The 18,373-nt window shown below is 56.7% G+C and carries 12 protein-coding genes, 3 tRNA genes and 2 rRNA genes; 9 read left to right on the top strand and 8 right to left on the bottom strand.

From position 1 onward, the window contains the following. Positions 1–52: 52 nt before the first annotated feature. From clpX to tig, 3 genes are read right to left on the bottom strand one after another with little or no spacing between them, the layout of a single operon-like run. On the bottom strand, positions 53–1,315 hold the full coding sequence (gene clpX, locus VX159_RS10215; protein ID WP_371322778.1) for an ATP-dependent Clp protease ATP-binding subunit ClpX: 1,263 nt from the start codon (positions 1,313–1,315) through the stop codon (positions 53–55). A 14-nt stretch (positions 1,316–1,329) separates the two neighbouring features. Continuing rightward, positions 1,330–1,959, bottom strand: a complete 630-nt coding sequence (gene clpP, locus VX159_RS10210; protein WP_371322777.1) for an ATP-dependent Clp endopeptidase proteolytic subunit ClpP — start codon at positions 1,957–1,959, stop codon at positions 1,330–1,332. Between the two features lie 27 nt (positions 1,960–1,986). After that, the gene (gene tig, locus VX159_RS10205; RefSeq protein WP_371322776.1) at positions 1,987–3,291 is read right to left on the bottom strand and encodes a trigger factor; all 1,305 of its coding nucleotides are present in this window, start codon (positions 3,289–3,291) and stop codon (positions 1,987–1,989) included. A gap of 89 nt (positions 3,292–3,380) precedes the next feature. Between tig and VX159_RS10200 the strand changes: the two genes are divergently transcribed. From VX159_RS10200 to phaR, 3 genes are all read left to right on the top strand, one after another. Next, positions 3,381–6,164, top strand: a complete 2,784-nt coding sequence (locus tag VX159_RS10200; protein ID WP_371322775.1) for an EAL domain-containing protein — start codon at positions 3,381–3,383, stop codon at positions 6,162–6,164. 16 nt (positions 6,165–6,180) lie between these two features. Then, positions 6,181–6,256: transfer RNA gene (locus tag VX159_RS10195), tRNA-His, on the top strand. 140 nt (positions 6,257–6,396) lie between these two features. Then, positions 6,397–6,945 carry a polyhydroxyalkanoate synthesis repressor PhaR gene (gene phaR / locus VX159_RS10190; RefSeq protein WP_371322774.1) on the top strand — a complete coding sequence of 183 codons (549 nt, stop codon included), beginning with the start codon at positions 6,397–6,399 and terminating at the stop codon, positions 6,943–6,945. 87 nt (positions 6,946–7,032) lie between these two features. On the opposite strand, the gene VX159_RS10185 is transcribed toward phaR, so the two are convergent. Beyond that, positions 7,033–7,995: an o-succinylbenzoate synthase gene (locus VX159_RS10185; protein ID WP_371322773.1), complete on the bottom strand. Its 963-nt coding sequence runs from the start codon at positions 7,993–7,995 to the stop codon at positions 7,033–7,035. Continuing rightward, positions 7,992–8,819 carry a 1,4-dihydroxy-2-naphthoyl-CoA synthase gene (menB, locus tag VX159_RS10180; RefSeq protein ID WP_371322772.1) on the bottom strand — a complete coding sequence of 276 codons (828 nt, stop codon included), beginning with the start codon at positions 8,817–8,819 and terminating at the stop codon, positions 7,992–7,994. The genes VX159_RS10185 and menB overlap by 4 nt, the downstream gene beginning before the upstream one ends. Positions 8,820–8,892: 73 nt before the next feature. On the opposite strand from menB, the gene VX159_RS10175 reads away from it, so the two are divergent. Then, positions 8,893–9,309, top strand: a complete 417-nt coding sequence (locus tag VX159_RS10175) for a PilZ domain-containing protein (RefSeq protein ID WP_371322771.1) — start codon at positions 8,893–8,895, stop codon at positions 9,307–9,309. A 65-nt stretch (positions 9,310–9,374) separates the two neighbouring features. Here the strand turns inward: VX159_RS10175 and ilvN are convergent, their stop codons facing one another. Both ilvN and ilvB read right to left on the bottom strand, forming a co-directional pair. After that, the gene (gene ilvN, locus VX159_RS10170; RefSeq protein ID WP_371322770.1) at positions 9,375–9,683 is read right to left on the bottom strand and encodes an acetolactate synthase small subunit; all 309 of its coding nucleotides are present in this window, start codon (positions 9,681–9,683) and stop codon (positions 9,375–9,377) included. 2 nt (positions 9,684–9,685) lie between these two features. After that, on the bottom strand, positions 9,686–11,356 hold the full coding sequence (ilvB, locus tag VX159_RS10165) for an acetolactate synthase large subunit (protein WP_371322769.1): 1,671 nt from the start codon (positions 11,354–11,356) through the stop codon (positions 9,686–9,688). Here ilvB and VX159_RS10160 point away from each other — a divergent pair. Beyond that, entirely contained in the window at positions 11,355–11,600 is a 246-nt protein-coding gene (locus VX159_RS10160) for a hypothetical protein (protein WP_371322768.1), read from the top strand. The genes ilvB and VX159_RS10160 overlap by 2 nt on opposite strands. Before the next feature lie 58 nt (positions 11,601–11,658). Here VX159_RS10160 and VX159_RS10155 read toward each other — a convergent pair whose 3' ends face one another. Beyond that, on the bottom strand, positions 11,659–12,849 hold the full coding sequence (locus VX159_RS10155; protein ID WP_371322767.1) for a M48 family metalloprotease: 1,191 nt from the start codon (positions 12,847–12,849) through the stop codon (positions 11,659–11,661). A gap of 608 nt (positions 12,850–13,457) precedes the next feature. Between VX159_RS10155 and VX159_RS10150 the strand changes: the two genes are divergently transcribed. From VX159_RS10150 to VX159_RS10135, 4 genes are all read left to right on the top strand, one after another. Then, positions 13,458–14,993: ribosomal RNA gene (locus VX159_RS10150) — 16S ribosomal RNA — on the top strand. Positions 14,994–15,057: 64 nt separating this feature from the next. Then, positions 15,058–15,134 (top strand) — tRNA-Ile (locus tag VX159_RS10145). Positions 15,135–15,169: 35 nt separating this feature from the next. Next, a tRNA-Ala gene (locus VX159_RS10140) sits at positions 15,170–15,245 on the top strand. A gap of 213 nt (positions 15,246–15,458) precedes the next feature. Next, a 23S ribosomal RNA gene (locus VX159_RS10135) occupies positions 15,459–18,336 on the top strand. Together the 16S and 23S rRNA genes with 2 tRNA genes alongside form the textbook arrangement of a ribosomal RNA operon. Positions 18,337–18,373: the final 37 nt, after the last annotated feature.

Below are 18,373 nucleotides of genomic sequence, written 5' to 3'. Positions count from 1 at the left end.
AAAGCGTTACGCCCCCTAGATGGGGGCGTTGTGACGGATTTCAATCCCCGGCTCAGTTCGAGCCGGAAACCTTGGGCTGATCGGTGTAGATCAAGAGTGGCGCAGCGTCGCCGTTGATCATGTTTTCATCGATCACGACCTTTGAGACATTGTCCATGCCCGGGAGTTCGTACATGGTATCGAGCAGGGCGTGTTCAAGGATTGAACGCAGGCCTCGGGCTCCAGTGCGTCGCTCGAGGGCGCGGGTGGCGATGGCGGTCAGCGCAGCCGGGCGGATTTCAAGTTCGACGTTTTCCATCGTGAACAGCTTCTGGTACTGCTTGACCAAAGCATTTTTGGGTTCAGTCAGAATCTGAATCAGCGCGGCTTCGTCGAGCTCCTGTAGCGTCGCAACGACCGGCAGGCGACCAATCAGTTCAGGAATGAGCCCGAATTTGATCAGGTCTTCAGGTTCGACATCAGCCAGCACTTTTCCAACGTTGTTTTTCTCGTCCTTGCTGCTGACTTCGGCTGCAAAGCCGATGCCGCCCTTTTCGGAACGGTTGCGGATGACTTTTTCGAGGCCATCAAACGCGCCGCCGCAAATGAACAGGATATTGGTGGTGTCGACCTGGACGAAATCCTGATTCGGATGCTTGCGACCACCTTGCGGCGGGATTGATGCAACCGTACCTTCGATCAGCTTGAGCAGGGCTTGCTGCACGCCTTCGCCAGAAACGTCACGGGTAATCGATGGGTTGTCTGATTTGCGCGAAATCTTGTCGATTTCGTCAATATAAACAATGCCCTGCTGGGCTCGCTCAATGTCGTAATCGCACTTTTGCAGCAGCTTTTGAATAATATTTTCGACGTCCTCACCAACATAGCCAGCTTCGGTCAGGGTGGTGGCGTCGGCCATTACGAAGGGGACATTCAGCAGGCGGGCCAGGGTCTGGGCGAGCAAGGTCTTGCCCGAACCGGTCGGGCCGATCAGCAGGATGTTGCTCTTGGCCAGCTCGATGTCGTCTCCGCCCTTTGCCGGATGGCGCAGGCGCTTGTAATGGTTGTACACGGCAACTGCAAGAATTCGCTTGGCGAGATCTTGGCCAATCACATATTGGTCGAGGATGCTGCGGATTTCGCGAGGGGTTGGCAATTCCGGGCGATTGGCGAGAGGAGTTTCTGCCGGCAGTTCATCAAGGATGATGTCGTTGCACAGCGCGATACACTCGTCGCAGATGAAAACCGACGGGCCGGCAATGAGTTTCTTGACTTCGTGCTGGCTCTTGCCGCAGAAGGAACAATAGAGCAGTTTTTCCTGGCTGCCTTTGGTCATCGGTGCCTCTTGGTTCAGGCCGCTTCGCGGCGGGTCAGTACTTTGTCAATCAGGCCGTAGTCGGCCGCTTCCTGCGAAGACAGGAAATTGTCGCGGTCGGTGTCCTTTTCGATCCTTTCAAGCGGCTGGCCGGTGTGCTCGGCCATGATCCGGTTGAGCTTGTCCTTGATCGACAGGATTTCCTTGGCGTGAATGGCGATGTCCGAGGCCTGGCCCTGGAAACCGCCCAGTGGTTGATGGATCATCACGCGCGAATTCGGCAGCGCGAAACGCTTGCCCTTGGTCCCGGCGCAGAGCAGGAAGGCGCCCATCGAGGCGGCCTGTCCAATGCACAGGGTTGAAACGTCCGGCTTGATGAATTGCATGGTGTCGTAGATCGACATCCCCGCGGTGACCGAGCCACCTGGGGAGTTGATATAGAAGTAGATATCCTTATCGGGATTTTCTGCTTCGAGGAACAACATTTGCGCCACTACCAGATTGGCACTGGCATCGTTGACCGGGCCGACAAGAAAAATCACACGCTCCTTCAACAGGCGGGAATAGATATCGAACGCGCGTTCGCCACGTCCGCTCTGTTCGATCACCATAGGAACCAGGCCCAATGCCTGCGGGTTCCAGTTGCTTGCGTTGTCGATATTCATGTCAGCCCTTGTCTGTTGCGATGTTGATTACTGCTTTTGGCCCATCAGGTCGTCAAAAGCGACGGCCTTGTCGGCGACCTTGGCCTTGCTGAGCACCCAGGCGACGACATTGTTTTCAATGGCAACGCCTTCGACTTCCGAGAGGCGCTGCGGCTGGGCATAGTACCAGCGAACGACTTCTTCCGGTTGCTCGTAGCTCTGGGCGGCTTCTTCCACCAGACTGCGGATTTGTTCCGGAGTGGCTTGCAGCTTTTCAGTCTTGACCACTTCGGCCAGGATCAGGCCCAGCTTGACTCGGCGGGTGGCCTGGTCGGCAAACCATTCTGGCTGCATCGGGAAGTCGTTGGTCTTCATCCCGCGCTGTTCCATATCTTGACGAGCGGCCTGCATCAGGCGCTGGACTTCCATTTCGACCAAAGCGTTGGGGACGGTGATCGGGTTGGCGGCGAGCAGGGCTTCCATGACCTGTTCCTTGACCTTGCCTTCGATGCGGCGCTTCACTTCGCGCTTCAGGTTGCCTTCGATTTCGGCGCGCATTTTGCTCACGTCGCCATCGGCAACGCCCATCATCTTGGCGAAGTCGGCGTCGATTTCCGGCAGGCGCGGAGCCTGAACCTGCTTGACGGTAATTTCGAACTGGACGGTCTGGCCAGCCAGGTCCTTGGCGAAGTAGTCAGCCGGGAAGGTCATGTCGAAGGTTTTGGCTTCGCCAGCCTTGAGGCCTTCAACCGCTTGTTCGAAATCGGCAAGCATCATGCCCTGGCCGAGGACGAAGGGGTAGTCGCTGGCCTGGCCGCCTTGGAACGGCTCGCCGTCCTTCTTGCCGAGGAAGTCGATGACGACGCGGTCTTCCTTCTGGGCGCCGCGGTCGGCGGCATCATAACGTACGCGCTGCTTACGCAGGATTTCGAGGGTGTTATCGATTTCGGCTGCACCGACTTCCAGAGTCGGGCGCTCAACGTTGGAGTTGGACAGATCGCCCAGGCTGAATTCCGGATAGATTTCGAAGATTGCGGTGAATTCGAGGTGGGTGGTGCTCTCGCTGGCCTTCGGTTCGATCCGCGGATAGCCGGCAACACGCAGTTTCTGTTCGGTCACCGAGGTGCCGAAAACGCGGTCCAGTTCCTCGGCCAGCACTTCGTGGCGAGCCTGGTCGCCGTATTGCTGCTTGACGATGTTGAAAGGAACCTTGCCCGGACGGAAGCCAGGCATTTTGACGTTCTTGCCCATGCGCTTCAGGCGCTGTTCCATTTCCTTTTCGACATCGGCGATGGCGATCGAAAGGTCAATGCGGCGTTCGAGTTCGTTGGCTTGTGCAGTGGTTGCTTCCATGAAATTGGATTCCTTGTGACTATGGAGCCGAGAATGAAACGGACGATTCTAGCACGGAAGCGGATAGCTCCAACTGCAAGCCAAAATCCATGCACTTTGTCGCTTTCCTGTCGCTTTTGATGGCCATGCTAACATCAACGGTGCTGCCGGATCCGTCGGTGGCGGGGATGCGAATAAAGGGGGGGGCGATGGGGGGAGGGGCACAAAAATCGAGTTGGCGGTTGGCTTTTTTCGGCGGGCTGGTAACCGTCGCCTTGGTGTTGCTGCTTCTGGCAGATCTCCGCTTGTCTCGCGAGCGCGAACTGATGCATGCGGACCGGGAAATGCAGACTCTCGGCGGTATGCTCGAGCGCCACATCCTCGATACGGTGGAGCGCATTGATTTGGCCTTGGTGACGGTTGCGAATGGCTATGTGCAATGGGTGGCCGCTTCTCCTTCGCAGGTCAATCGCGAACTTGCTGCCTGGTTGGCGCGCATCCCGGATTCACAGAGTTTGCGGATTGCAGATGCCGATGGTCGTTTCATTCGCGATGCCACTGGTATGCCTCCTGCGGTCAGTGTCGCGGACCGTCCCTATCGCTTGCGCCTGAAAAACGATCCTGCGGTCGGATTGGTGCTGTCTGAGCCGATCTATGCCCGGGTGACCAATAATTGGGTGGTCACATTGAGTCGTCGATTGCGGGCCGTTAATGGCGAATTCATCGGTCACGTGCAGGCGGCAATCAATGCTGAGCAGTTCACTCGTCTGTTTCGCCGGGTGGTCGGAGAGGAGTTGAATTTCGTCGCGATACTGGATACCGAAATGCGGTTGGTGGCTGCGGATGCTGTCATCAATGTCGCGCCGGGACAGTATTTGGAGGTTCCGGCCTTGGTGGAATTTTTGGCCAGGGGAGAGATGCGTGGGGGAGGGGTGGCGGTGTTGCCGGGTAGTCAGGTGGAGCACCGGCTGATTTTTCAGCGTGTGGCGGGGCTGCCCTTGGTGCTGGTGATTGGCCGCACCTCTGCCGATATTCTGGCGCAGTGGTGGGATAAAGCTGCGGTTTATGGCATTTGTTTGGCAGTGTTGCTTGCTGGCTTGTTTTCTTTGGTCCGGGTGTGGTTGCGCAATTACCGCCTGGCTTGGCGTTTGGCTGAGGAGATGGAGTCGGCGTATAACAATTCGGAGCGACGTGCCCGTACCTTGCTTGACAGTATTCCTGATCCGGCTTGGTTGAGGGATCGCGAGGGTCGCTTTTTGGCAGTCAATGATGCCTACCTTGCGTTGTGCGGTAAGCCGCGTGAGCAAGTGGTGGGGTGTCTGCTGGAGGAGGTCTGGTCTGCACGGCGGGCGGCGGCCTTCCGTTACCAGGATGGCGAGGTGCTGGAGGCTGGTGCTCGGGTTGAGATTGCGGGCAGGTTGCGGCATGCAGATGGTGTTGACCGCTACTATGAATATATTCGCTCGCCATTGCGCGATGATCGCGGTGAGCTGATGGGTGTCGCCGGTTTTGCCCGGGATGTCACCGAGCGCAAGGCGGCAGAGGAGCGGGCCCGGTATCTGAGTGAGTTTGATGCGCTGACCGGGGTGCCGAATTTTTCGCAGTTGCCGGGGCATCTGGTTCGCCTGTTGGCAAATCGTCCGGCAGCTCATCCGGCCTTGCTCTGTCTGGATATCGATCATTTCAAAAATATCAATGACAGTTTGGGGCATCGGATTGGGGATCAGGTGCTCAAGCAGCTCGCTGGAAGAATCAGTGGGCTGCTCGCGGATACCGACCTGCTGGTTCGACAGGGAGGAGATGAATTGGTGCTTCTTGCCGCCGGACGTGGGGGGGTTTCCGGGGTTGCACAACTGGCGCAGCAACTGCTCGATGCAGCGATGGTTCCGCTGTTGATTGATGGGCGCGAGTTAAGGATTTCGCTGAGCGCGGGGATTGCGTTATATCCGGAAGATGGGGGTGATATTGAGTCCTTGCTCAAGAATGCGGATGCTGCATTACATGGTGCCAAGGCGGCCGGGCGCAATGCTTACCGTTTTTTTGAACCGGAAATGAACGCCCGGGCGGCTGACCGCGTGGAGCTGGATGCGCGCTTGCGCAAGGCGTTTGAAGTCGGGCAGTTGTGTCTCCATTATCAGCCGCAGTATCACCTTGCCTCTGGGAACATGGTTGGGGTGGAGGCTTTGTTGCGCTGGTTTGTCGAGGGTGAGGGGTGGATTGCGCCGGCACGTTTTATCCCTTTGGCAGAAGAAACCGGCCTGATCCGCTCGCTGGGTGAGTGGGTGTTGCGTGAGGCTTGTCAGCAGGCAAAGATTTGGGATTTCGCCGGTAGGGGCCTGATGGTTGCCGTAAATTTGTCGGCCGTGCAGCTGGCCTCCGCCGGGATCGTGGATGTGGTTGCCGGCGTCTTGCAACAAACCGGTCTGGCGCCGGCTTGTCTGGAGTTGGAGATCACCGAGAGCATGTTGATGGCGAATACCGAGGCGGCGATTGCAACCCTGGCTGCATTCCGCCAAATGGGGGTGAAGTTGGCAATTGATGATTTCGGTACCGGGTATTCCAGTCTCGCGTATTTGAAGCGTCTGCCTCTCGACAAGATCAAGATTGATCGCAGTTTTGTCTGCGAGTTGGCCGAGGCCGAGGGAAGGGATGCGGCGATTGTTCAGGCAATTATTGCAGTGGCTCGCAAGCTTGGCCTGAGGGTGATTGCCGAAGGGGTGGAAGAAGCTAAGCAGGCCGAGTTTCTGAAGGAGTTTGGTTGTGACGAGGTGCAGGGGTATTACTATTCGCGTCCTTTGCCGGCAGAGGGGATTTTAGGTGTGTTGGCCGAATGTGCAGGCGTTGTGCAAAAAAAAGAAAAAAATAGTGGACAACTGGCTGAGTCCTTCCTATAATGGCGATCTTTCAGTGGCGGCATTAGCTCAGTCGGTAGAGCACTGGATTGTGATTCCAGGTGTCACCGGTTCGATCCCGGTATGTCGCCCCAAGTTGAAAACAAAAAAGCCCCGTCAGGGGCTTTTTTGTTTTCAGGTTCCGGGTTGCGCAATTCTGGTGCATTCCCTGCGGGTATGCTTCGGTTTTCCGCTATAATGTTGCGCTGCACACAAAACTGTCGAGGTTTGCAGCATGTCCGATCCGGTCCGTCTGATCAAGAAATACCCCAATCGCCGTCTGTACGATACCAAGACCAGTGCATACATCACGCTTGGTGATGTCAAGGATCTGGTGCTCAAGTTTGAGTCGTTCAAAGTGGTCGACGCCAAGAGTGGCGACGACCTGACGCGCAGCATCCTTCTGCAGATTATCCTCGAAGAGGAAACTGGTGGTGTGCCGATGTTCTCCAGCGAGTTGCTGTCGGGGTTCATCCGCTTTTATGGCAGTACGATGCAGGGCATGCTCGGCAAGTATCTCGAGAACAACATGAAGGCCTTTGTCGATTTCCAGCAGAAGATGCAGGAGCAGTCGCGTTCAATGTATGGCGACAATTCGCACATGCAGGCTGACTTCTGGGCGCAGTTCCTCAATTTTCAGCAGCCGGCGATGCAGAGCATGATGAGCGCTTACATGGATCAATCGAAGAAGATGTTCCAGTCGATGCAGGATCAGATTCAGAGCCAGACCCGCAATATGTTCTCGGGCTTTCAACCAGGTGTCGGCGAAAAAGACGAAAAATAGCCGTCGACCGTGAATATGATGTCAGACAAGACCGGCGATCGCCGGTCTTGTCGTTTGTGCCGGTAGTTCAGGGAGCGATTGGCCTGGTTAAGGTCGGAGGCCCAGGCCGGGAAGCTTGGGTAGGTAGAAGTTGCCGTCACGCACGAATGATGGGTTCAGGTGTCCCTCGGTCCTTGGGTGATGCAGGCCATGGATGGTAGTGGGGGCGATCGCTGCGGCCAGATGGGCGCAGGCCAGTACGCCACAGTTGCTTTCCAGGGCGCTGGTCACTACGCATTCGAGGCCGGCAAGCCTGGCTCGGCGAGCGAGGTTGAAGGCGCCGAGCAGGCCGCCATGGCGCGCCGGTTTGATGATGATCCGGCGTACTGGTGGTGCTTGCCAAAAGCTGGGGGCGATCAGGTCGGCCGATTCGTCAATCGCCAGAGGAAACTCGCAGCATTGTTGCAGCCTGCCCAGGGCGGCATGCAACTCGGTGTTGTGCGACTCGACTTGCAGCGGCTCTTCCAGGCTTTCAATTGGCAGCTGGAGTTCGCTGCAAGCCTTGATGAAGGCTTGGGCGTCGGCCTGGTTCCACGCTTGATTTGCGTCCAGGCGAAGACGGGTGTTTGCCGGCAAGGCTTGAGTGACTCGTCGCAGGGAGTCGATCTCCTCACCCCAGGGCTGAATCCCGACCTTGATCTTGCAAACCGGGGCACTGCGTTTGGCGAGGAGTGACAGGTGACTTTCGGAAATTCCGGCAAGATTTCCCAGGTTTTCGTGAATTCGCAGCCGGCTAATCCATGGTCCCTGGCTGAGGAATTGGTGCAGAGGTAGTTGCCGGGCTTGTGCGCAGAGATCAAGGAGCGCGGTTTCGCGGGCAAAATGCCGGGCCTGTTCTGCACTGATGGAGAATTCCGGTAGAGGGGCGGCATCGCCCCAGCCGGTTAGTCCGTCGGCGCTGCTCAGACGCAGCAATTGCCCGGAGAGGTGCTCGCGACGGCCGCGACTGGTGACCCACGGGTTGAGCAGGGGCAGGGTATAGGGAAACCAGGTCGCAGCGACGATCTTCAAGGGCGCTTGCGGTAGCGGGAGAAGTCGGGGGCGCGTCTTTCCAACCAGGCATTGCGGCCTTCCTGGCCTTCGGCGGTCTGATAGAACAGGCCGGTGGCATTGCCGGCGAGTTCCTGGATTCCGGCCAGGCCGTCGGTGTCGGCGTTGAAGCCGGCCTTGATCATGCGCAGTGCCATCGGCGAGAGCTGCAGCATTTCGCGGCACCAGGCAACGGTTTCTTCTTCCAGTTTTTCAACCGGGACGACGGCATTGACCAGACCCCAGTCGAGCGCGGTGGCAGCGTCATACTGGCGGCACAGCAGCCAGATTTCCTTGGCGCGTTTCAGGCCGATGGTGCGAGCCATCAGTCCGGCGCCAAGTCCGGCGTCAAAGCTGCCGACGCGCGGGCCAGTTTGTCCGAAGCGGGCATTTTCGGCGGCGATGCTGAGATCGCAGACCAGGTGGAGGACATGGCCGCCACCGATGGCGTAGCCGGCAACCATCGCAATCACCGGCTTGGGCAGGCGGCGAATCTGCATCTGCAGGTCGAGGACGTTGAGGTGCGGCGTGCCGACTTCGTCAATATAGCCTTCGGCGCCGCGCACTTTCTGGTCACCACCCGAGCAGAAGGCTTCGCTGCCGGCGCCGGTCAGGATGATCACGCCAATCCCGCTGTCGTGATGGGCGCGGTGGAAGGCGTCGATCAGTTGCTTGACCGTTTCGGGACGGAAGGCGTTGCGCCGTTCCGGCCGGTTGATTGTGATGCGGGCGATTCCTTCGCTGGTGTCGTAGAGGATGTCGGTGTATTCGTGGGCTTTTTGCCAGACGATTGCAGGTGCTTTCATGGTCCTAGCTGGGTTTTGAGTCGCCTGTGAGTATACCCGCTGCGTGGCGGGGTGAATTTGAGTTGCGTCGTGATTGGCTTTTGCGGTCGACTGGGCGAAATGGCAGAATTGCTCATCTTGGTTTTCGGGAGCTAACGTGCGAGAGCGTCGTCGATTCAACCGCTTCAATCTGCAGGGCAAAGTCTTCCTGCATTTGGCGGGGAAAAAAATCGAGGTCCCGGCAGCCGATATTTCGGTGACTGGCGTGGGAATTTTTTTGGATTCCGCTTTGTTCGGGACCAAGCCGACTGGCGAGGTTGGCAGTTGCCGTATCGAATCGCTAGATCTGGCGTGCACGATTGATGCCTACGTCAGCGTGATGCGAATACAGCGGCTGGGCAAGCATTATCTGATCGGTTTGCGTTTCGAATCGATTGCCGATGAGTATCTGCGGGTGATCCAGGCCTATCAGACCTTGTGTCGGATTCGTGAACGGCGGGCCGCCGCCTGAGTGGCCGGCCGGCCCGGAGCATTCCGGGCCGCGCTTGGCGGTGCTTCGGTGTCGAGCCGAAGCCTTTAGCGGAAGTACTCTCCGAGACCCGAGAAAATCGGGTGTTCGCCGCTGTGTCGGCAGACCTTCATCACATCTTCCAGCTTTTCTACCTGTTTGATCATTTGCGGCAGGCGGTTGTCTTCGTTCACCAGCAGCCAGATCCGGCTTTGTTCGCCTTCGGCCAGCGGCAGACAGAGGATGCCTTCGACGTTGTAGGCGCGGCGCGAAAACAGGCCGACCACGTGCGACATGACGCCGGCGTGGTTGTTAACGTCGATTTCCAGCACCGCGCGGGCCAGTGCAGTTTGTTCGTTCTGGTTGGTCGCATTCATTCTCAGACTCCAATCATGTCGCGGTTGGCGGCGCCGGGGGGCACCATCGGGTAAACCTTTTGCTCGGCGTCAATGCTGGCGTGGATCAGGCACGGGCCGGGGCGTTGCAGGGCGGCGCGCAAAGCGGCGCGTGGATCGGCTTCCTGGTCGAGGTCAACGGCGGCAATGCCCAGTCCTTCGGCCACCTTGATGAAGTTGGGCATGCTTTTGAATTGCGAGGCGAACAGCCGTTCACCGTAGAACAGGGTTTGCTGTTGGTGCACCAGCCCGAGGGTGGCGTTGTTCATCAGGATGATCTTGAGATTGACGTTTTCCTCGCCGGCGGTAACCAGTTCCTGGATATTCATCAGAATCGAGCCATCGCCGGTAAAGCAGACCACAGTGCGCTGCGGCTCGGCCAGTGCGGCGCCAATCGCTGCCGGAACACCAAAGCCCATGGTTCCCAGTCCGCCCGAGGTCAGCCACTGGCGCGGGCGGCGGAGCGGATAGGCCTGCGCGACCCACATCTGGTGCTGGCCCACATCGGTGGCAATACTGGCCTGGTCGTCGAGGGCTTCGGCTACTTCGCGGATCAGGCCAAAGTGCGACAGGGTCTGCTCCCGCTCCGGGAATTGCTGCGGATGCGCCTGCTTGAGTTGCTTGACACGGTCAACCCAGGTTGGCCGGGAATTTTCACTGACCAGTGGCAGCAGGCGCTCGAGGGCTTCGTGGACATCGGCGGCAATTCCGACGTGGGCGGTTTTGATCTTGTCGAGTTCAGCCGGGTCAATATCAATATGAATGATCCGGGCCTGCGGGCAGAAGGCTGCCACTTTTCCAGTGGCACGGTCGTCGAAACGGGCGCCGACGGCAATCAACAGGTCGCATTCGTCGAGTGCGAGGTTGCAGTACGGTGCGCCGTGCATGCCCAGCATGCCGAGCGACAAGGGGTGATCGACCGGCATGGCGCCGAGCGCCATCAAAGTCATCACGGTTGGTAGGCTGGCTTTCTCTGCCAAGGCGAGTGCTGCTTCGGCTGCGCCGCTGTGCACCACCCCGCCGCCCAGATAGAGCAGCGGACGCTTGGCGCTGTTGATCATTGCTGCGGCTTCCGAGATGGCCCAGGCATCTGCAGCCTCGGCAGCCTGGCTCTGGCCGGGAGTAGGCCACTTGCTGATTTCGATGGCCTGCATCTGGACATCTTTGGGGATGTCGACTAGGACCGGGCCGGGGCGGCCGGATAGGGCCAGTTCGAAGGCGCGTGGAATCACGGTGAGCAATTCCTCTGCTGAGGAGACCAGGAAGTTGTGTTTGGTGATCGGAATGCTCAGACCGTAGGTGTCAACTTCCTGAAAAGCGTCAGTGCCGATCATCGCCTTCGGTACCTGGCCGGTGATCGCCACCAGAGGAATCGAGTCCAGCTTGGCATCGGCAATGGCAGTGAGCAGATTGGTCGCGCCGGGCCCGGAGGATGCGAGGCAGACGCCGACCTGGCCGGTGGCGCGCGCCATCCCCTGAGCGATGAAGCCGGCGCCTTGTTCGTGACGGGCGAGAACGTGATGAATCACGGTCGACTGCCCGAGAGCATCATAAATCGGCAGGATCGCGCCGCCGGGGTAGCCGCTGACGATGCGGACGCCTTGGCGTTCAAGGAGGCGCACGGTCAGTTGGGCGCCGTTCAAGGTTTCACTCATGAAAATCTCCTGGGGTGGGTGCCGGTGGTTGTTGGCTGCTGGCGGGGCCCAAAAACAAAAACCCCGCCGGTTGCGCCGGCGGGGTTTCGAAATCTGGCTTCTAGCTGCTTTATCCGAACCGCGACGGCGCGTGCGTTACTACGCTTACGACTACACGTACGACGACCGGCAGCGCTACGGCGGCATGGGCAAAGGTACGGGCGGTGGCAGTCATCTGGGTTCGGTGGTGGCAACAAAAAATTGAAGCGTGACTATCGCCGAGAATGGCAATTAATTCAAGCGTATTGCCATCAGGGTTATTGTCATTTGAGATATCCCCAACTCTGCAAGCGATTGGCTGCGTACTGCGAAGCATTGCCCTGGCGCTCCTGGCGGAGATATTGCCCATAAAGATTGGCTGCTGCTTGCCGGTTGCCCAGTCCCTCTTGGGCGACACCCTTAAGAAAGGTGGTGCCAGGGTCGCCGGGGAGCAGGCGGTCAAACTGGTCGAAACGCTGATAGGCGCGCGCCGGATCGCGCTGCTCCAAAGCGAGTACCCCGGCCATCTTGTGTGCTTGTGCTTCCTGAGGATAAATCCGGCAGGCGTTTTCGGCGTAGCGCAGAGCCTCACTCCCTTGGCCGCGGGCCTGCAGGCATTGGGCCATGCGCAAATTCGCGGCGTAATCCTCGGGGCTGCGCCGCAGGGCAGACTGAAAGCTTTCTTGTGCCTGTTGCAGATTTTTTTTGGCCATCCGGCTTTCGCCCTGCTTGAGGTCGTCAATGGTTGGTTTCAGGCGCCGTAGCCCGGCGGTGTTGTCCATGAAGCGTTCTCTTTGCGGATTGCGCTTCTGGCTGTCGTAATACTGGGTGTCGGCCAGATGACGCGCCGTGTCGCGTCGTTCCCGACTCATCGGGTGGGTGGCGAACATGGTTTGCAGCAGCCCGGGTTCCGATTTTTCCTGCCGGATCAGCAATTCGTGCAATTGCACCATGCCGTGTGCCGGATATCCGGCGCGAACCATATATTCCTGACCTAGAGCGTCGGCCTCGCGCTCGTTGTCGCGCGAATAACTGGAAAGCAGGGCGCTGGCGCCTAGTTGGCTGCCCAGTGCAACCAGGCTACCCCAGCGGCTGTCGCTGGTGGCGATGTTGAGCCCGGCAACGGCCACCTGGGCGATCATCGATTGTCCTTGACGTTGTGCAGCGTGGCGGGCATTGACGTGCCCGGCCTCGTGGCCTAACAGGGCTGCCAACTGCGCCTCGTCGTCAAGCTCGACCAGAATGCCTCGGGTGATGCCCATGGCGCCGCCGGGGAATGTGTACGCATTCACGTAATTGGCGTTGAGGGCGCGAAACGAATAAGGCATTTGCGGGCGATGCGAAACGGTGGAAATGCGTTTGCCGACCTCGCCAAGGTAGCGGTGGAGTCCTCCATCCTGAACTGCGCCGAGATCCTGTGAGAACTGATGAGGAGAAACCTTGGCATCGGTGCGTCGTTCGTCCTCCTCGCTCATGCCAACCAGAATCGATTGGCCGGTGACGGGCGATGTGGCGCAACCGGAAAGCGTCACAACGGTGCTCGCACCGAATAGCCATAGCGCCTGTCGCCGAGTGACCCGGTTCCGTTCTAGGTGATCGGCAAGGGAAAGGAAAAAGCCCATGAGTCCTCCTGTGAGTTTCTGTGATTGTAAGCAACCAGGCCCGTGGCGTTAATCGAATGGGGTGAGATACGATTTTTTCGTCAAAGGTATTGACGTATTTTTAAAGTTGAGTAGAATGCGCACCTCTTCGACGCGACGGGGATTCGGAAACGAGTCAGGAAGCGAAGCGGCGAAGAGTGAAGCGGTTTTTTAGGTATTGTTTTTCGGTGGTTTCGAAAAAGAAATTTTAAAAAAGTGCTTGACGAGAAGTGAGGAGTTGTTCATAATCTCGCTTCTCTGCTGCAGACGACGAGTTGTTTGAAACGACGAGTTGGCGCGGTAGTGATCTTTAACAATTTGGACAACCGATAGGTGTGGGTGTCTTGATGCGAAAGCGAGCAATCGCAAATAGTATTAAGGCAAATACACCGAGTAATAGGTAGAGAAATCTACCGTCAGTGAATTTGCGAGTTTGTTGGATTGAACTGAAGAGTTTGATCCTGGCTCAGATTGAACGCTGGCGGCATGCCTTACACATGCAAGTCGAACGGCAGCGGACCTTCGGGTGCCGGCGAGTGGCGAACGGGTGAGTAAAGTATCGGAACGTACCTTTCAGTGGGGGATAACGTAGCGAAAGTTACGCTAATACCGCATATTCTCTGAGGAGGAAAGCAGGGGACCTTCGGGCCTTGCGCTGATAGAGCGGCCGATATCAGATTAGCTAGTTGGTGGGGTAAAGGCCTACCAAGGCGACGATCTGTAGCGGGTCTGAGAGGATGATCCGCCACACTGGGACTGAGACACGGCCCAGACTCCTACGGGAGGCAGCAGTGGGGAATTTTGGACAATGGGCGAAAGCCTGATCCAGCCATGCCGCGTGAGTGAAGAAGGCCTTCGGGTTGTAAAGCTCTTTCGGCCGGGAAGAAATCGTGTGGGCTAATACCCTACATGGATGACGGTACCGGAATAAGAAGCACCGGCTAACTACGTGCCAGCAGCCGCGGTAATACGTAGGGTGCGAGCGTTAATCGGAATTACTGGGCGTAAAGCGTGCGCAGGCGGTTTGGTAAGACAGGCGTGAAATCCCCGGGCTCAACCTGGGAACTGCGCTTGTGACTGCCTCACTAGAGTACGGCAGAGGGGGGTGGAATTCCACGTGTAGCAGTGAAATGCGTAGAGATGTGGAGGAACACCGATGGCGAAGGCAGCCCCCTGGGCCGATACTGACGCTCATGCACGAAAGCGTGGGTAGCAAACAGGATTAGATACCCTGGTAGTCCACGCCCTAAACGATGTCAACTAGTTGTTGGGGGGGTAAAACCCTTTAGTAACGTAGCTAACGCGTGAAGTTGACCGCCTGGGGAGTACGGCCGCAAGGTTAAAACTCAAAGGAATTGACGGGGACCCGCACAAGCGGTGGATGATGTGGATTAATTCGATGCAACGCGAAAAACCTTACCTACCCTTGACATGTTCAGAAGCCTGAAGAGATTTGGGTGTGCCCGAAAGGGAACTGGAACACAGGTGCTGCATGGCTGTCGTCAGCTCGTGTCGTGAGATGTTGGGTTAAGTCCCGCAACGAGCGCAACCCTTGTCGTTAATTGCCATCATTAAGTTGGGCACTTTAGCGAGACTGCCGGTGACAAACCGGAGGAAGGTGGGGATGACGTCAAGTCCTCATGGCCCTTATGGGTAGGGCTTCACACGTCATACAATGGTCGGTACAGAGGGTTGCCAAGCCGCGAGGTGGAGCCAATCCCAGAAAGCCGATCGTAGTCCGGATTGGAGGCTGCAACTCGCCTCCATGAAGTCGGAATCGCTAGTAATCGCGGATCAGCATGTCGCGGTGAATACGTTCCCGGGTCTTGTACACACCGCCCGTCACACCATGGGAGTGGGTTCTGCCAGAAGTAGGTAGCCTAACCGCAAGGGGGGCGCTTACCACGGCAGGGTTCATGACTGGGGTGAAGTCGTAACAAGGTAGCCGTAGGGGAACCTGCGGCTGGATCACCTCCTTTCTAGAGAAAAGCATCCTGGCACCCACAACCTATCGGTTGTTCATAGAAGTAGCAAACAGACGGAGGGTCTGTAGCTCAGTCGGTTAGAGCACCGTCTTGATAAGGCGGGGGTCGTTGGTTCGATTCCAACCAGACCCACCAAACGTCTATCAGATAAACATGAATACGTGTTTAACGGGGGATTAGCTCAGCTGGGAGAGCACCTGCTTTGCAAGCAGGGGGTCGTCGGTTCGATCCCGTCATCCTCCACCAAAACCTAAAGATAAGCATGGGTTGTTTATCTTTAGCGTTTGGTAAAACAAATTGCTACTGTTCTTTAACAAATTGGAAGAAGGTTGTAAGCGCTTTGATGAGAAGCGACTTACACAGTGATTGCATCTGTTTCTGGCTTACAGCTAGGTCAGAAACGGCACAAAGTTTATTGAGTTGCCTGTAACCGTCTCGCAAGAGACATCAAGGTTATAGGATCAAGCGACTAAGTGCATGTGGTGGATGCCTTGGCGATCACAGGCGATGAAGGACGTGCAAGCCTGCGAAAAGCACGGGGGAGTTGGCAACGAAGCATTGATCCCGTGATGTCCGAATGGGGAAACCCACCCGCAAGGGTATCGCTTACTGAATACATAGGTAAGCGAGGCGAACCCGGTGAACTGAAACATCTAAGTAGCCGGAGGAAAAGAAATCAACCGAGATTCCCTAAGTAGTGGCGAGCGAACAGGGAAGAGCCTGACAGTGATAGCAGGAGTGTTAGCAGAACGGAATGGAAAGTCCGGCCGTAGTGGGTGATAGCCCCGTATGCGAAAACACACCTGTGGTACTAAGCTGGAGAAAAGTAGGGCGGGGCACGTGAAACCTTGTCTGAACATGGGGGGACCATCCTCCAAGGCTAAATACTCGTGATCGACCGATAGCGAACTAGTACCGTGAGGGAAAGGCGAAAAGAACCCCGGGAGGGGAGTGAAATAGAACCTGAAACCGCATGCATACAAACAGTGGGAGCCTCCTTGTGGGGTGACTGCGTACCTTTTGTATAATGGGTCAGCGACTTACGTTCAGTTGCGAGCTTAACCGAATAGGGGAGGCGTAGCGAAAGCGAGTCTGATAAGGGCGTTTAGTAGCTGGGCGTAGACCCGAAACCGGATGATCTATCCATGGCCAGGATGAAGGTTGGGTAACACCAACTGGAGGTCCGAACCCACTAGTGTTGAAAAACTAGGGGATGAGCTGTGGATAGGGGTGAAAGGCTAAACAAATCCGGAAATAGCTGGTTCTCCCCGAAAACTATTTAGGTAGTGCGTCTTGTATCACTTCCGGGGGTAAAGCACTGTTATGGCTAGGGGGTCATTGCGACTTACCAAACCATGGCAAACTCTGAATACCGGAAAGTGCGAGCAAGGCAGACAGACAGTGGGTGCTAACGTCCATTGTCAAGAGGGAAACAACCCAGACCGCCAGCTAAGGTCCCTAAGACACAGTTAAGTGGGAAACGAGGTGGGAAGGCATAGACAGCTAGGAGGTTGGCTTAGAAGCAGCCACCCTTTAAAGAAAGCGTAATAGCTCACTAGTCGAGTCGTCCTGCGCGGAAGATGTAACGGGGCTCAAACTGTGCACCGAAGCTGCGGATATCGAAAGATATGGTAGGGGAGCGTTCTGTAGGTCTGTGAAGGTGTCTTGTAAAGGATGCTGGAGATATCAGAAGTGCGAATGCTGACATGAGTAGCGATAAAGCGGGTGAAAGGCCCGCTCGCCGAAAGCCCAAGGTTTCCTACGCAACGTTCATCGGCGTAGGGTGAGTCGGCCCCTAAGGCGAGGCTGAAAAGCGTAGTCGATGGGAAACAGGTTAATATTCCTGTACCGGTTCTAGATGCGATGTGGGGACGGAGAAGGTTAGGTCAGCCATCTGTTGGAATAGGTGGTTTAAGCGTGTAGGAGTGTCCCGTAGGCAAATCCGCGGGAATTATCTGAGGCGTGATGACGAGGTGCTACGGCACTGAAGTGATTGATACCAAGCTTCCAGGAAAAGCCACTAAGCTTCAGTCTAGAAACGACCGTACCGCAAACCGACACAGGTGGGCAGGATGAGAATTCTAAGGCGCTTGAGAGAACTCAGGAGAAGGAACTCGGCAAATTGACACCGTAACTTCGGGAGAAGGTGTGCCCTAGTAGTGTGATAGCCCTGCGGCTGGAGCACGAATGGGTTGCAGTGAAATGGTGGCTGCGACTGTTTAATAAAAACACAGCACTCTGCAAACACGAAAGTGGACGTATAGGGTGTGACGCCTGCCCGGTGCCGGAAGGTTAAGTGATGGGGTGCAAGCCCTTGATCGAAGCCCCGGTAAACGGCGGCCGTAACTATAACGGTCCTAAGGTAGCGAAATTCCTTGTCGGGTAAGTTCCGACCTGCACGAATGGCGTAACGATGGCCACACTGTCTCCTCCTGAGACTCAGCGAAGTTGAAATGTTTGTGAAGATGCAATCTCCCCGCGGCAAGACGGAAAGACCCCATGAACCTTTACTGTAGCTTTGCATTGGACTTTGAATCGGTCTGTGTAGGATAGGTGGGAGACTGTGAAACCGGGACGCTAGTCTCGGTGGAGTCGTCCTTGAAATACCACCCTGATTTATTTGAGGTTCTAACCTACGCCAGTGAATCCTGGCGGGGGACCGTGCATGGTAGGCAGTTTGACTGGGGCGGTCTCCTCCCAAAAGGTAACGGAGGAGTACGAAGGTACGCTTAGGGCGGTCGGACATCGCCCATAAAGTGCAATGGCAAAAGCGTGCTTGACTGCGAGACCCACAAGTCGAGCAGGTGCGAAAGCAGGTCATAGTGATCCGGTGGTTCTGTATGGAAGGGCCATCGCTCAACGGATAAAAGGTACTCTGGGGATAACAGGCTGATACCGCCCAAGAGTTCATATCGACGGCGGTGTTTGGCACCTCGATGTCGGCTCATCTCATCCTGGGGCTGTAGCCGGTCCCAAGGGTATGGCTGTTCGCCATTTAAAGAGGTACGTGAGCTGGGTTTAAAACGTCGTGAGACAGTTTGGTCCCTATCTGCCGTGGGCGCTGGAAATTTGAAGGGGGCTGCTCCTAGTACGAGAGGACCGGAGTGGACATTCCTCTGGTGTACCGGTTATGACGCCAGTCGTATCGCCGGGTAGCTATGAATGGAAGAGATAAACGCTGAAAGCATCTAAGCGTGAAACTCGCCTTAAGATGAGATTTCCCGGAGTCTTGAACTCCCTAAAGGGTCGTCGAAGACCACGACGTTGATAGGCTGGGTGTGGAAGCGCAGTAATGCGTTAAGCTAACCAGTACTAATTGCCCGTGCGGCTTGATCCTATAACCTTGATAATGCACGCAACACAATAAACGCAAT

Origin of the sequence: Dechloromonas sp. ZY10 (genome assembly GCF_041378895.1) — a bacterium.
GTDB lineage: Bacteria > Pseudomonadota > Gammaproteobacteria > Burkholderiales > Rhodocyclaceae > Azonexus > Azonexus aquae.
Note: the sequence above shows the minus strand (reverse complement) of the source record. Positions and strands in the feature narration are given on the sequence as shown.